The sequence below is a fragment of the Flavobacterium sp. AK-301 genome (assembly GCF_058310215.1).
The window spans coordinates 167,898-183,630 of the sequence record NZ_JBZEES010000002.1 but is presented as its reverse complement, the minus strand read 5'-3'; the positions used below and the strand labels follow the sequence as shown (position 1 = coordinate 183,630).

The following is a 15,733-nucleotide window of genomic DNA, read 5'->3' as shown; positions in this document are numbered from 1 at the left end:
CTACTCATTAAAAATAAATCCCCAATTCATTATAGTAATGAATTGGGGATTAACTAAATATAAGGTTTAACTCGCTGTTTTACAACAGCTAAGGAATTCTTTTTTAGCTGTTATTGTATTGTATTGCCCATACTATTGCGTTTTTATAAAATTGTTCTGTACCTATTGAGCCGGGATTTGATGAGCCTATTGTGTTAAGTATTCCTCCGTCAGGACACCATATAATACCTTTTGAATCATCTCTAAAAATACCTATTTTATTTCCATTTGACATATAGGGGATTACGGTGGAGGGTAAAGAAGAATACATCAGCCAATCATCGCAACATTGATCTTTAGCCATAGTTGCTATTCCTCCGGGAGGACTGAAAGGACCGTATTTTAAAATATCATTAGCAGCTACTGCTGCATTCAGTATAAAAGGTCTGTCTGCTATACCGGAACTATGGTTAAATATTCCCGGATATAATACATCCATTATAGTTTGTTCTCCATTTTCTGCGGATACCATTATAGGAACATTTCTTCCGTTTGAATGTGCCCAATTATATATCGCTTCAAAACGAGCCCCGCCGGTATTATATCCAAAATAAATAATGTCCGGATTATTCGCATTCAGATAAGACATAATACCTGCTGCTGTATTGGAAGTGGTGCCGGAATGAATAAACCCTTCAACTCTTACCGTAGCACTGGCTGATGGTCCAAAATTAGAGCTATTGTTAAGTATGTTCTTCATTTTAGCGTTATTCATAGAAAAGTTAGCGGATGCAATTGAACCTATTTTCAGCTTTCTGTATACAATCGGTACTTTTATGCTACAGGTTTGCATATTAGCAGTGTTACTAATTGTAAATTCGTAGTCTTTGTATGCAAGGGGTGAGCCTGTACCTTGAAGCGTAACTGTATTAGTCCCTTTTACAAGTTCTCGAGGGCTTATGCTTCTAAACGAAATACCATTCATTTCATTAGTATTAATGGCATAAGGTCCGGGATATTCTGCATGAACTGTCAGAGTAATGGTGTTTTCTGATGTCAGATTCTGATTAACTTTGTAAATACCATTTAATCTAGCAGAAAAACAGTTAACGGTATACTTTACAGGAACTTTATCTACAATTATATTGAACATACAGCTTGTAGATTTTCCATTAATTGTTATTCTAAAAGTATCTACTCCAGAAATAATCGGTTTTCCGGTTCCCATCAGTACAACTTCCTGAATTCCTGTCTGATAAAAGGTACCAACAGCTAAAAAAGAATATCCTTTACCTGCTGAAGTTGCTGTTATTGTATAATCTCCTGTGGCGACTACGTTTACTTTTATTTTTATCATATTATCAGCATTCAGTACCTGATCTTGCTGATAAACTCCGCTTCTCACATCTACTGTACTGCAATCTACTGTATAAGCTGTTTCTGAAACGATTACAGATATATACTTACAGGATTTATTTATATTATTCTCAAATATATTCGAGAATAGTTCAAAATAATCTGTTCCGGACTTAACAGGTGTTCCGGTTCCTTGTAATTTAACGGTTTGAATACCTGTAGTTGTAAAAACTCCGCTACCAACAAATGAATAACCGTTTTCTATACCTGGTCCTGTTTTAGCTGTTATACTCCAATATCCTGTGGATTTAGCATTCACTCTTACATACATAACGTTAGTACGATCTAAATCAACTCCAATAAGATAATTTCCAACAGTTTTAGTTTCCGGATCAGTACACAATATATCATAATCTACTGCTGAAGGGGCAACGTTAATATCAATATGGCAATTATTATCCTCTACTCCATTGAGAGAAATCGTAATGGCTGTTATTCCTTCTGAACTTGGTGTTCCAAAACCCTGAACGGGAACTCCGTTATAGTTACCGGCTGTTGGAAAATTACCAGTTGTTTCGAAATAGAATCCGTTTGAGGATGCTCCTCTTATTACATAATTTCCGGGACGGGTAACTATAATATCTACTTTTAGAAAATTACTGCTTGTTAAAGCGTCTCCTTCTTTATAATATCCTTCGACTGCAATATCGGTACAGGAAATAACAAATATTGCAGGAGGGGGAGTTCCACAAATATTCAACCATCTGGTTTCTAAAGCTTTATAATAATTAAAACAGCCTGTGGTAGTGTTAAAAATAAGTAGTCCGTCAGTACGGGAAGTAATAGGAATAGCATTACGCTCTGCTTCCGTTAGTCTTGGGGCTAAGAAACCTTTATTTTTACTCTCCAGTTCTAATACAGCACCTGATTTTGGATGTATTGCAGTTCCCGATCTTGTTGCGTCTTTAATTTTAGATTGTGCAAAGGCGGAAATTCCAATACATCCTACATAAAAGATTAAAAAAAGTGTTTTTAATTTGGGTATTTGATTTGTATTCATCTTTCGTTTTTAATTTAAATTTATTTATGTAGTATTAAAATTGGTATAAATATTGAGAGTAACTTCCTTTTTTTGTTTATTATCTTCTTAATTATTAATGTATTTTTCTTACAAAATATGCTAAGTTATAGAAAAAACGTAGCAAAACACCCCTGAAAAGGATGTTTAACATATGCTCTTGCTTTATTTATTAAATTAAATAATGGACGCAAGCTAATTATAGATTTAAAAAAAATTAACTAATTACTAGGAATTATCTGTCTCTAATTTATTAAACTACTGAATATTAAAATGTTAAAATTTTTAGTATATTTTAACAATACTACCTATTGTGTGTATTTTATCTTAAAATAAAAAGAGGTCTCTGATTCATAATGAATCAGAGACCTCTTCAATACTAAAACAACTAAATTAATTTAAAGACTAAGGACGATTTTTCTATACATAATCCATTGCTCGGACTAATTGCATTGGTATAGCTCTTGCATTCACGCAGTAAATAGTATTCTGAAAGCAAAAATTTATTAAAAAAATAATTATGTTTCTGCGCTCGGATTAGGAAAAAATCTATTATTGAGAATTAAACTTATGTAGATGGTAAAATTGTATTATTTATTGAGCCATTTTATTTCTTAATAATAATAATGACTGCAAATTAATTAATAGATAATAGACTTAAAATTATTTAAAAAATAGTAACAACTGCCAATTTATAAAATTTCAATATATTTAAAAACAATATTTTAAACCTCATATTACTACATTATACAATAGTTACTAAACTCTGCTTATTTTATACCTAAGCTTCTTTTTACTCATTTTCATATCTTTCAATAACTAAATTAATTTCAGATAATAATGTTTCATACTCATTTTTAATTCTTTGAGACATTTTACTGGTTCTGTCCCCACGCAATGACTTTCTTACGAAATCACCTGTAATTCCATATCGTTGCATCAAGGCTTTTACAGCAAGAGAATTGTATTGATTTTTTATTTCTAGAGATTTTTTTTTCATTCTTTCTTTAATTTTAACTAATAAGTTATCTTCTTCTTTTCAAAAATTTAAATATATATGATTATATTTTTTGTAATTCTATATATTACTTCTAATTCTATGTATTACTTCATCTATTTAAGCTTTCAACTTCAAGAATTCCGCTATTTCGATCTCTTGTATAAATAACTTTTTGGTATTACTGTTTTTAAAACAAAAGAAATTCGGATCGAATTCTGTTTTTTTCTTTTAATGATTTTTTCATTCTTAGTTTCTAAATTATATTAATAGCTTTTTTTCTCTTTAGAGCTTCTTTATTTATTTAATATTACTCTAAAGTATCGTTAAAGAATACAGATTTGAAATCTGATATATTAAAATATTAACGAGTTAATCTTTTTCTAAACTAAATCTAATTGTATCTACAAATCTTTAATAATTATTTTATTTTCACTACTATGTATCGAAAAAAATACAATTTAAATTAATTATAGCTCTGAGTCTTTACGCATAAAAACTTTTATTCTGTTGATTCTTTTCATAAGGATGATTCATTTCTTATTCAAATTCTCAATTATAAAAACAATAATTTGTATCCTATAAGAATACATACCGAATAGCAGATATCTTATTTATTTTAATAAGTTATTTTATTTTAGAATCTATTCATTCGGTAAAATAAATATTTTCAATTATCTCAGAAAATTACAAATTTAATTAAACATTAGTTTTATGACTCCTATTGAATACTATATACTGTTTTATTTTCCTTACTTGTATTGTTTAATGATACCTTATCTAGCCTTTAGTCTACTCAACATACTTTATAGTCTCTAAATAATAAAGCAAACATATAAACTTTATTTCTATTATAAAAATTATATATAAAATTTATTCACATAAATGTTAATTTAATATAATTTAAAAAAATAAAAAACACATTAAATCATTGAATATCATTAATTTATAATATAAAAATATAAAAATATTTAAATGTTATAAATTATGAATAATCTTATTTTTAATAAATATAAAATATAAAAAAAGTATTATTAACATATTTATATAAATATATCATAAAATATTATATCAAATAATCTATTATAATTATGTTAAAATATAAAATTAAGTAAGTATTTTGTATTGCATCTGATTGATCTGATTTTATCTCAAAATAAAAAAGGCCTCTAATTCATCAGAGACCTTACATTGATATAAAATGCACTGTCATAAACCGTTGCTCTACCGCTAGTGGTATTACCATAATTTACTTTATCCCAACGACTTACGTTTTACTAGTACATTAAATACACAATCTGCAAATTTTTCATTGATAGTTACGGTAAAAATATCGATTCTGGGGGTAGTCGGTTTCCCAGTTCCTATTAGTATAACTTCCTAATCCTTTATACAGCTCTTTGCTCTGCAAGGGGCATTTATTAAGCATTTTTATAGTATTGAATAAGACTTTCAAATTCAGATAAAAGTTCATAATATTCTTTAACTATTTCTAATGAAGTGTTACTTGTACGGTCTCCTCTTAGCGATTTTCTTATAAAATCATCTGTAACACTATAACGATCTCTTATTGCATCAATAATATATGCGTTGTATTTCATTTTTTTTTTCACTAAATCCATAATTTCTTTATATAAATTTCACTTAACAATATAACTTAATACATTTTTAATTAATCTGTATTCATTTCTCCTACAAATAAAGAAAAAAAGAAAAAAATAGCTTTAAAAAAAAATTATCGTATTATGACGTTTATAAAAAAATAATTTAAATTACTGAAAATCAATGTATTAAAACCAAAAAGGTTATAAAAATAAAAGTAGTTTTGAGTGTAATCAAGTAATAATGAGAGAAGATAGCGGTTTTAAAAACAAGAATAAAGTCTATTATTTTTAATTAATTTAAACAAAAAAACCATAATTACTTAGAAAAGTAAAAAATAAAAAAATACTTCTTCTTAAAAACTCAGATTAAAACTACAATAAATAAAAAATCTCCAACTCATTCTAAAAATAAACTGGAGATTAGTTAATTCTAAAAGCTATCTTAATTTAAATCCTATTTTGATATCTCTCTAATAGAATATGGAGTTTGTTTTCTTAATAAAAATATAGTTTTTTTAAAGCCAAAAAATTAAAAGAAAAAAAGAAAATATACAGTAAGAAATCTCAAAATTAAATATTCATAATCCATACTGTAAGATCCTGATGAGAAGATACCATATTAAATTTTTTTCTTAATCGATATTTCCTACTCTCTACTCCTGCCACGGTTAAATTAAGATTCTGGGCAATCTCTTTTGTAACAAATCCAAGCCGTATCATAGCACAGAACATAAGCTCACCTGCACCAAGGGGAGATCCAATTGTTTTTTGAGTTATCTTTTCGCAGAAATCCGGTTCTAATTCCTGAAATTTAATAAAAAAAGAAGAATCTCTGTTGACAGCTAATCGTAACACTTCTTCAAGGGTAACGGATTTTATATCTGTTAAAGACTCTAAGGCTTCTTGTTTTTCCTGAAGCAGATTCTCCTTTTGTAATTTTTCTTTTTTCAATTTTCGAAAATTAAAATAAAATATCACTGTGCCGATAATAATGATCACTATTATCAGAATTAATCTCATTTCAGTTGTTTTTGATTCTTTTTGTTCTTCATCTACTATTTTTTGTATAGGTAATTCAACTATTTTTTTTTCTACTTTAATTAAGCTATCACTAAGATGTATATACTTAAGACGAAATTTTTTTTCTTTTTCATAATTACCTAAAGAGTCATATGTTCTTGCTAGTCCTGCATACAATTCTTTTAAATTATAAATATTTTTAATCTCTGCTACTTCCTTAACTCCTTTATTATAATAATCGATTGCCTTATAATATTCTTTTTCATTGTAATATAAATTGCCTAAAAATCTGTAATTATAGACATTCATCAGTTTATAATTTAATTCACAACTTAATTTTAAAGACTGATGTAAATAGTATTTAGCAGAATCTATTTCTTTCATCGTAAGATAACCTGCGCCAATATTCATACCTGCCAAGGATAAATACCTGTTTTTCAAAATAGTATCTTTTTTTATTTTCAGAAACTCATTATAGCATTTTCTGTAATAATACTTTATTGAATCTATAGACTGATCGCTATTCTTTAGATTAATTGCTTTGTGCAGATAGACACGACCAATTCTAACATATCGAATATCAGTATCTTCTATTTTATTAGCTGCTGTTAATGCTTTTTTTAATTTTTGATCGGCAATAGTATAAAATCCAAGAGCTGAAAAATTCAAAGCTTTAATATTATTTATTTGTGCTAAAAGATCATTGTCCTTCGCTGTACCTAATCTTTTTTCTGCTGCATCAATACAAATCAGCGCTTCTCTAAACTTTCCCAAATGATAAAATCCTAAGCTTCCCAATATATGAGCTGAAATAACTCCTTTAGTATATTTTATGTTTTTAGAATAATCTATAATATTTAAACTTAATGAAATAGATTTTTCCGGATCACTATAAAAATACTCATTTGCAATAAGTAATAAACTATCCACCTGTCTCTCATTATAAGATTGAGCTAAAGTTACTGTAGTCTTAATAAAGACAAGTAATATAAAAACAAGAGTATAATTTTTCATATAAATTGAAAATAATAAAATCCGAAAAAATAATAGCAATTCTAAATTAGATTTGTCTTTTTTTTTAATACATTAAAATTAAATCACAAAATAATCTGATTTTATAAAATTTTAAGCTATTATAGTAACATGTATTATTATCAGGAATATAATAAAATGAAATATTATGTATTTTCGGTGTTACAAATTTACAAAAAACTAAATAGAATAATTATTATCCTGTCAAAACCAAATTAAAAAATATTTTATAAGTCATTATATAACAGCAATATAAAATAAAGAACATCTAATTTAGAAAATATTTCATGAAAACTTTTAACTGGAAACTTATCTCTTCAAAAGTGTAACTTCCGGTTTAAATTTAAGATTAAGGATTTATTCATGATCTATAATATATTGTATAGCCCATGCAATTGCATTTTTATAAAACTGCTGCACATTGCCGGGGGGGCTACCACCAAGTATTCCTCCGTCAGGACACCATATAATTCCTAATGAATCATCTCTGAATATTCCTACTGTATTTGTATTTCCATTTGACATGTAAGGAATCACAGTAGATGGTAAGACAGTATAATTCAACCAGTGATCACCGCCGCCATTTTTAGTAAGTCCTATAATCCCTCCTACAGGGCTAAAAGGGCCGTATTTTAAAATATCATTAGCAGCTACTGTGGTATTTAGTACAAAATTCCCTGATATAGTAGAACCATAGGTAAAAACTCCTGTACCATATATGTGATTCATAATTGCTGATTCACCGGACTCGGCAGATATTATTACCGGAATTTTTCTTGCTTTTGCCCAATCATATACGGCAGGAAGCAAGCTTCCGTTGGTGTTATATCCAAAATAAATAATATCTGGCAGGTTGTCATTTAAATGTGCTAAAATAGTTCCTGTATTAGTAGAAGTTGTACCGGAATGAATAAAACCTTCTACATTTACTTTGGCTGTGGCGGATGGCCCGAAATCAGATTTATTATTAAGTATATTTTTCATGTTAGTAGAGTTCATAGAATATGTTGTTGATGCAACTGAAGCTATTTTCAATGTCTTGAATACTACTATTAACTCTAACGGACAGCTTTGTGCGTTTGATGTATTTGTTATACTATATTTATATTTACCTTCTTTAAAAGGAGACCCTTTAGGGTGTAATCGTATTATGTTAGGTCCTCTTGTAAGTATACCTGTTGCGCTAAAGGAAAGACCATTAACAACGTCTGTACTAATGCTGTAAACACCTCCATATACTGCGTTTACGGTTAAAGTAATAAAATGAGTTTCATCTAAAACAGCTTTAGGGCGATAAATACCGTTTAATTTCACAGAGGAACAATCTACTGTATATTGTACCGGAGCCGGATCTACTGTTATATCTACGGTACAACCGGATACTACTCCATTAGTGGTTATTGTAAAGGTATCTGTTCCGGCTAATCCGGGCTTTCCTGTTCCATATAACACAACATCGTGAAGTCCTGTTGTAACAAAACTTTCTCCTGGAATAGTTGAAAAAGAATAACTTTTACCGGATGAAGTTGCTCTTATTGTATAAGCTCCTGTTGCTTCTACCTTTATATTTTTTAAAGTTATTGTATTTTTATTTTTGTCTAATTCTGTATCCTGCATATAGCTGTCATTCACAACTATACCTGTAATGGGTGTACAATCAAGAGTATAGGTTGTTTCTGGAATTACAATGGTAATCGGTGAACAGGTCTTATTAGCTACATCGGATGCGTTTGATGTTAATGTAAACACGTCTGTTTTTTCTTTTAAAGGAGTTCCTGATCCTCCCAGTTCAACTTCTATAGGAGAATTCAACACATCCTCTTCAGTAAAAGCACCACTTCCACTAAGGTAATAATTACCGTTATCTGCCATTTTATTGGAATCAATAGACCAACGTCCGGGACTGATTACCATAACTTTTACAATAACGATATCTTTATTCGGATTTAATTTTACTCCTTGTAAAAATTGTGAACCGTCCTTAATCCTTGCTGTTATACAATCCATACTGAAGTTAACAGCAGCAGGATCTATATTTACTATTTTGTTACAATTTTTATATTCTATACCATTTAAATAAAAAGAGATTTCAGTAGGCTCTCCCCGATTAGGAATTCCTTTTCCATCAACTATAACCGGAATGCTCTTTCCTGCATTGGGAAACGTTCCTGTTTTTTCAAAATAAAAACCGTTCTCAGTAGTACCATTAATAGTATAATCACCCGGAGAACTAACATCAACATACATTTTAATAATATGACTACTGTTTAATTCTTCTCCTTGTTTATAGGAACCCATAACCGTTACATTTACGCATGAAAATGAAAATTCGGCTGGTGGTGGCGTTCCACAAAGACTCAACCAGCTATCATCTAATAATCTATAATAATTGAAACAACTGGTTGTGGTATTAAAAATTAATAATCCGTCTGTAAGAAATTCCATAGGAATGGCATCACGCTCTGCTATGGTAAGTCTTGGGGCTAAAAAACCTTTATTTTTACTTTCTAATTCAAGTATTGCTCCTTTTGTTGGAACTACCTCAGTACTTCCTCTTGTTTCATCTTTTATTTTAGATTGGGAATATCCTGTGAAACAGATTAATATTATGAAAAAAGAAGTGAAAAATATTTTTTTAAAATCCTGTATAGTACTCATTTGTTTTTATTTTTATTATGCGATAACTAAAATGCTGTAAGACTAACTTAAGACAAGACGAAAAAATCATATCCGGAGATAAAAGCTATTGTTATTTATAAAACAAAGCCATTTGAAGTTGCTCTTCTTATTACGTAATTTCCGGGACAGACAATCACATTTATTTCTTCTAGCTTTAATTACATTTTATCACCATAATAAAATCATATAATGGTGTTTTTACAGTAAGATTTGATAGATTGGGATTTTTAACACTAACTAAACAGAGAGGGGATCTTTTAATTAGCAAATATTAATTCATAGTTTATACTATATAGTATACTTTTTTATCACAATAATAAACAACAATTCGTCGTGTTTTAAAATACTTAATAAGCCTTAGTCGGGGGAAAAAGTTTTTTAAATATTATTATAAAATAATTATTTGTGATCTTATGACAACTCTTATAATAATTTGTTTTATACTATTTTATCGTTTTATCTTGTTTCCATATTAAGTAATTTAAATTAAAACAAAATTATTAAATAAAAACTGTATTACAAAGTCAGACATGTTCTTTTTTGGAAAATTATATTATTTATAATTTCTACATATTATATTCTAATTTTTTATTTAAAAATAAACTAAAATAACAGATACTCTTTATGAAATAAATAAAAACAAAAATCAATATATTAAATTTGAATATTACATATCTAACTATGGAATAAAGTATATAGCTTATTGAATTTCAGTAAGTATATATGAAATAAAAAGCCTTGTTTTTAAATTAAAAACAAGGCTTTTATTCTTTTGAAAAATGTTATAATACAATAAAAATTTTACATTTATATGGTATTATAATTATACATGTAATGCTCTATTATCTGTTGCAGCTAATGCTGCTTCTTTAATTGCTTCTGCAAATGTTGGGTGTGCGTGGGACATTCTTGAAATATCTTCAGCAGACGCTCTGAATTCCATTGCTGTAACAGCGTCAGCAATTAAATCTGCTACACGAGCACCAATCATATGAACTCCTAAGATCTCGTCTGTTTTAGCATCTGCCAATATTTTAACGAATCCGTCTGTATCGCTACTTGCACGTGCTCTTCCTAAAGCTTTAAAAGGGAAAGAACCTGCTTTATAAGCAATACCCGCTTCTTTCAACTGTTCTTCTGTTTTCCCTACTGCTGATACTTCCGGCCAGGTATATACTACTCCGGGAATTAAATTATAATCAATATGTGGTTTTTGTCCTGCTAATATTTCAGCTACAAAAACGCCTTCTTCTTCTGCTTTATGTGCTAACATGGCGCCACGAACAACGTCACCGATAGCATAAATATTAGAAACACTTGTTTGCAGATGATCATTTACTTCGATTTGTCCTCTGTCAGTAACTTTTACACCTGCAGCATCTGTATTCAACCCGTCAGTATAAGGACGACGACCTACTGATACTAAACTGTAGTCACCATCTAATGTAATGGTTTCTCCTTTTGCGTTTTCTGCCTGTACTTGTACTGTATTCCCTTTTCTTTCTACTGATTTCACTTTATGTGAAGTATAGAATTTCATTCCTTGTTTTTTCAGTACTTTGGTAAGTTCTTTGGATAAACCTGCATCCATTCCCGGAATAATTCTGTCCATAAACTCCACTACAGAAACCTGAGATCCTAAGCGTAAATAAACCTGTCCAAGCTCCAACCCTATTACACCTCCGCCAATAACTACAAGATGTTTTGGAATCTCTTTTAATTTTAAAGCTTCTGTTGAAGTAATAATTCTTTCTTTATCAATTTTGATAAAAGGCAAACTAGATGGTTTTGAACCTGTAGCAATAATCGTATTTTTTGCTTCAATGGTTTCTTCTGATCCGTCTGCTTTTTTAACAGTAATATGAGTTGCATCTTTAAATGATCCTAACCCTTCAAAAACAGTTACTTTATTCTTATCCATCAAAAACTTAACACCTCCTGCAGTCTGATCTACAACTGCCTGTTTACGAGCGATCATTTTTTCAAGATTGATTTTAACTTCTCCTTCAATAGAAATACCATGCTCTTCAAAATGAGCAACGGCATCATGATAGTGATGGGAAGAATCTAATAAGGCTTTTGAAGGGATACAGCCTACGTTAAGACAGGTACCTCCTAAAGTTGAATATTTTTCTATAATTGCAGTTTTCATTCCCAATTGTGCACAACGAATCGCTGCTACATATCCTCCGGGACCTGAACCTATAATGGCTACATCAAATGAACTCATAGTTTCCTTACTTATATAAATTTATATTGTATTTTTATAAACGAATTACAAAACTAAGGAATTAAGTTTAAAGTAGGAAGGATTTTATAAGTTGATAATTGATAGTTGATAGTTGATAGTTTCTATAAATTATTGTCTGTAAAATATCATTAGTGGCTCTATGTTCTTTTGTTCTTTTACAATTGATTATTGGGCTTAATTAGTAGCTCTGCTAACTTTAAACCTTAAACTTTAAATAAGAAATAACCCCTAAAAACTATATTTATGTCATTTAATCCCGCAAACAACATTCAGGATTTACAGTATTTTGGAGAATTCGGAGGTGTAAATCCTTCAATATCGGATTCTTCTACTTACACTTTTCTTTCTGCTAAAACTATGTTTGATACTTTTGAAGGTAATGCAGAAGGGTGTTATTTGTATTCCCGCCACTCATCTCCTAGTAATTTATATCTGGGTCAGGCACTGGCGGCAATGGAAGGAACTGAAACGGCTAATGTATCTGCTTCGGGAATGGGAGCTATTACCTCTGCCCTGCTTCAACTATGTGGCAGTGGAGATCATATTGTTTCCAGTAGAACAATCTATGGCGGAACGTATGCTTTTATGAAGAATTTTTTACCTCGTCTTACTATTAAAACTTCATTTGTTGATATTACAAGACTTGATTTGGTTGAAGCGACTATTACGCCTCATACTAAGATTATTTATTGTGAATCTGTCAGCAATCCTCTTCTGGAAATAGCTGATATTAAGGGTTTAGCTAAAATAGCTAAAAAACACAATCTGAAACTGATAGTAGATAATACCTTTTCTCCTCTTTCTGTTTCTCCTGCAAAAATGGGTGCTGATGTGGTAATACACAGTCTTACTAAATTTATTAATGGCAGCAGTGACACCGTAGGTGGGGTAACTTGTGGAACACAGAAATTCATAGATGATCTTCGTAATGTGAATGATGGAGCTGCTATGCTACTGGGACCTACCATGGACAGTTTAAGAGCTGCAAGTATATTAAAGAATCTACGCACACTACATATTCGTATAAAACAACACAGTCATAATGCTATGTATCTAGCAGAAAAATTTGAAACAGAAGGTCTGAAGACAGTCTATCCTGGATTAAAAAGTCATCCGGGCCATACTTTATATAAAGGAATGATTAATACTGAATATGGTTTCGGAGGGATGATAACAATTGATGTGGGCTCAGCAAATAAAGCAAATGAATTAATGGAACTGATGCAGCATAAAAATTTAGGATATTTAGCCGTAAGTTTAGGATTCTATAAAACGTTATTCAGTTCTCCGGGTTCTTCTACTTCAAGTGAAATTCCACCGGAGGAACAAAAGGAAATAGGGCTAACGGATGGTCTGATACGTCTTTCTATTGGACTGGATAATGATATTGAGCGTACTTTCCTGATGATGAAAACCTGTATGAATGAATTAGGAATCCTGTAACAGGATCTATCCTTTTTTATCTACTTTTCACATCTCATCTTTTACAAAAAACATTTTACATTTTACAAATTAGACAGTAACTTCGCTTTCTTAAAAACTATAACTTTATGAAAAAAATTTCGGTATTATTCCTGTTTATCGGAGTAATTGCTTTTGCTCAGAAGAATTTAACGATTGAGGAAGCTACTCTAGGTCAGTATCGTAGCTTTGCTCCAAAAAATCTTGTTGCTGACCAATGGCGAAAAGATAGCCATTCTATTACTTATCTGGACTATACTTATTCTAAATTAATAACCAGAAGGCTGGTAAATCAATGGGCTGAAACTACTCTTGTTACAAAAGAGGATATTCAAAAGGCTCTGAAAAGTAAATTTCCGACTGATGATTTTAATTTAAGAATATTTCCTTATAACTACCAATGGAATGATAAAAGCACTTTAAATCTTCTGATTGACGGAAGAGATTCTAAATATGTTATTCTATATAACGTTGACAAAAAAGAAATTCAAGATGCTTTTGTTCTAAACAAGGAAGCTACGGAACAAAACATTGCTCCTGACGGAAAAACAGTTGCCTGGCTAAAGGATAATAATATTGTTATTACTTCTAATAACGGAACAAATACTAACATTACTAATGATGAAGATAAAGGTATCGTAAATGGAAGTAGTAATACACACCGCAATGAATTTGGCATCAAGGAAGGTATGTGGTGGAATCCTGCCAGCAATCAGTTATTGTATTACAGAAAGGATCAGAGTATGGTAAAGGATTACCCTCTTATTGATTTTGAACAAAGAATTGCTAAAGTAAAGGATATAAAATATCCAATGGCAGGTATGAAAAGTGAGGAAGTTACTCTGGTTGTTTATAATCTGAAAACAAGCCAATCAGTGACACTGAAAACGGGTGAACCAAAGGAACAGTTCTTAACTTCTGTAACATGGGATCCTAGTGGTGATTTTATTTATACGGGTGTGCTGAATAGAGAACAAAACCACCTGAAAATAAATCAGTATGATGCTACTTCGGGTAATCTGATTAAAACCTTATTTGAAGAAAAAGCAACTACTTATGTGGAGCCTCTGAATACTCTTGTTTTTCTTCCTAATCAATCTAAAGAGTTTTTATACAGAACGGAAAAAGATGGATATGAACAACTCTACTTGTATAATACGGATGGGAAACAAATTAAAAAACTAGGATATAAGGATGTTGTTATAAAGGAATTCCTAGGATTTGATAAAGCAGGTAAAAAAGCCTTTTATATCGGAACGGCTAACAATGGACTGGACAGACAATTCTATGCTGTAGATCTTAAATCTGGAAAAACAACTCTTTTAACTGCGGTATCAGGTACACATTCAGGAAGTTTAAGCAGTGACGGAGCCTTTATACTGGATCATCTTTCTAATATTACTACTCCTAATGAAGTAGCTGTTATTGATCTGAAAACGAAAAAATCTTTTCCGTTACTGAAAGCGGATAATCCTTATGCGGGGAAAACGGAATTACCAAATATGGAATTGGTTTCTATTACTTCTGCTGATGGAAAAACACCTTTAAACGGCAGACTGATCTACCCTGCTAATTTTGATGAAAATAAACAATATTCTGTAATAGTTTATGTTTATGGCGGTCCTCATGCTCAGCTAGTAACGAACAAATGGTTGGGCGGTGCTACTTTATTTGATTATTATATGGCACAGCAGGGCTATATTGTATTTACGGTCGATAACAGAGGGAGCGATTCCCGTGGTCGTGATTTTGAACATATTGTACACCGCCAGTTAGGGCAAAATGAAATGGCGGACCAAATAAAAGGTATTGATTTCTTAAAATCCAAAAAATTCGTAAATCAGGATAAAATTGGGGTATATGGATGGAGTTTTGGCGGATTTATGACGATTTCTTTATTACTGAACCAAAATGAAACTTTTAAAGTGGGCGTTGCCGGCGGTCCTGTATGTGACTGGAAATATTATGAGGTAATGTACGGAGAAAGATATATGGATACTCCGGAAGAGAATCCCACAGGATATGAAAAATCAAGTGTGATTAATAAAGCGGATAAATTAAAAGGTAATTTATTAATTATTCATGGTGCTCAGGATCCGGTAGTGGTTCAACAACACAGTATGGAGTTTATTAAAGCATGTATTGATCTGAATAAACCGGTAGATTACTTCCTTTATCCTACTCATGAACACAATGTGCTTGGAAAAGACAGGGTACATTTAAATCAGAAAATAGCAGATTATTTTAAACTGCATCTGAAATAGTTTTTTAAAAGA

General features: G+C 30.6%; 8 protein-coding genes. 2 read left to right on the top strand and 6 right to left on the bottom strand.

Annotated elements, in window-relative coordinates; genetic code table 11:
• Positions 1-103 precede the first annotated feature (103 nt).
• From AC4FQX_RS04325 to lpdA, 6 genes are all read right to left on the bottom strand, one after another.
• Positions 104-2,395, bottom strand: coding sequence for a phage tail-like protein (locus AC4FQX_RS04325; protein WP_491166446.1), 2,292 nt, complete (start codon positions 2,393-2,395; stop codon positions 104-106).
• An 811-nt stretch (positions 2,396-3,206) separates the two neighbouring features.
• Positions 3,207-3,413, bottom strand: coding sequence for a hypothetical protein (locus AC4FQX_RS04320; protein WP_491166445.1), 207 nt, complete (start codon positions 3,411-3,413; stop codon positions 3,207-3,209).
• Positions 3,414-4,831: 1,418 nt separating this feature from the next.
• Complete coding sequence (locus tag AC4FQX_RS04315; RefSeq protein ID WP_491166444.1) at positions 4,832-5,011, bottom strand: hypothetical protein; 180 nt, start codon at positions 5,009-5,011, stop codon at positions 4,832-4,834.
• Positions 5,012-5,584: 573 nt separating this feature from the next.
• A complete protein-coding gene (locus AC4FQX_RS04310; protein ID WP_491166443.1) occupies positions 5,585-7,048 on the bottom strand; it encodes a hypothetical protein in 1,464 nt (487 codons plus the stop codon).
• Positions 7,049-7,423: 375 nt separating this feature from the next.
• On the bottom strand, positions 7,424-9,724 hold the full coding sequence (locus AC4FQX_RS04305) for a phage tail-like protein (RefSeq protein WP_491166442.1): 2,301 nt from the start codon (positions 9,722-9,724) through the stop codon (positions 7,424-7,426).
• Positions 9,725-10,568: 844 nt separating this feature from the next.
• On the bottom strand, positions 10,569-11,975 hold the full coding sequence (lpdA, locus tag AC4FQX_RS04300; RefSeq protein ID WP_491166441.1) for a dihydrolipoyl dehydrogenase: 1,407 nt from the start codon (positions 11,973-11,975) through the stop codon (positions 10,569-10,571).
• 264 nt (positions 11,976-12,239) lie between these two features.
• Between lpdA and AC4FQX_RS04295 the strand changes: the two genes are divergently transcribed.
• A complete protein-coding gene (locus tag AC4FQX_RS04295) occupies positions 12,240-13,439 on the top strand; it encodes an aminotransferase class I/II-fold pyridoxal phosphate-dependent enzyme (RefSeq protein WP_491166440.1) in 1,200 nt (399 codons plus the stop codon).
• A 107-nt stretch (positions 13,440-13,546) separates the two neighbouring features.
• Positions 13,547-15,721, top strand: a complete 2,175-nt coding sequence (locus AC4FQX_RS04290) for a S9 family peptidase (RefSeq protein WP_491166439.1) — start codon at positions 13,547-13,549, stop codon at positions 15,719-15,721.
• Positions 15,722-15,733: the final 12 nt, after the last annotated feature.

Coding starts and splice junctions, on each gene's coding strand:
- AC4FQX_RS04325 (WP_491166446.1), bottom strand. CDS start 2,395: ATGAATACAAATCAAATACCCAAATTAAAAACACTTTTTTTAATCTTT.
- AC4FQX_RS04320 (WP_491166445.1), bottom strand. CDS start 3,413: ATGAAAAAAAAATCTCTAGAAATAAAAAATCAATACAATTCTCTTGCT.
- AC4FQX_RS04315 (WP_491166444.1), bottom strand. CDS start 5,011: ATGAAATACAACGCATATATTATTGATGCAATAAGAGATCGTTATAGT.
- AC4FQX_RS04310 (WP_491166443.1), bottom strand. CDS start 7,048: ATGAAAAATTATACTCTTGTTTTTATATTACTTGTCTTTATTAAGACT.
- AC4FQX_RS04305 (WP_491166442.1), bottom strand. CDS start 9,724: ATGAGTACTATACAGGATTTTAAAAAAATATTTTTCACTTCTTTTTTC.
- lpdA (WP_491166441.1), bottom strand. CDS start 11,975: ATGAGTTCATTTGATGTAGCCATTATAGGTTCAGGTCCCGGAGGATAT.
- AC4FQX_RS04295 (WP_491166440.1), top strand. CDS start 12,240: ATGTCATTTAATCCCGCAAACAACATTCAGGATTTACAGTATTTTGGA.
- AC4FQX_RS04290 (WP_491166439.1), top strand. CDS start 13,547: ATGAAAAAAATTTCGGTATTATTCCTGTTTATCGGAGTAATTGCTTTT.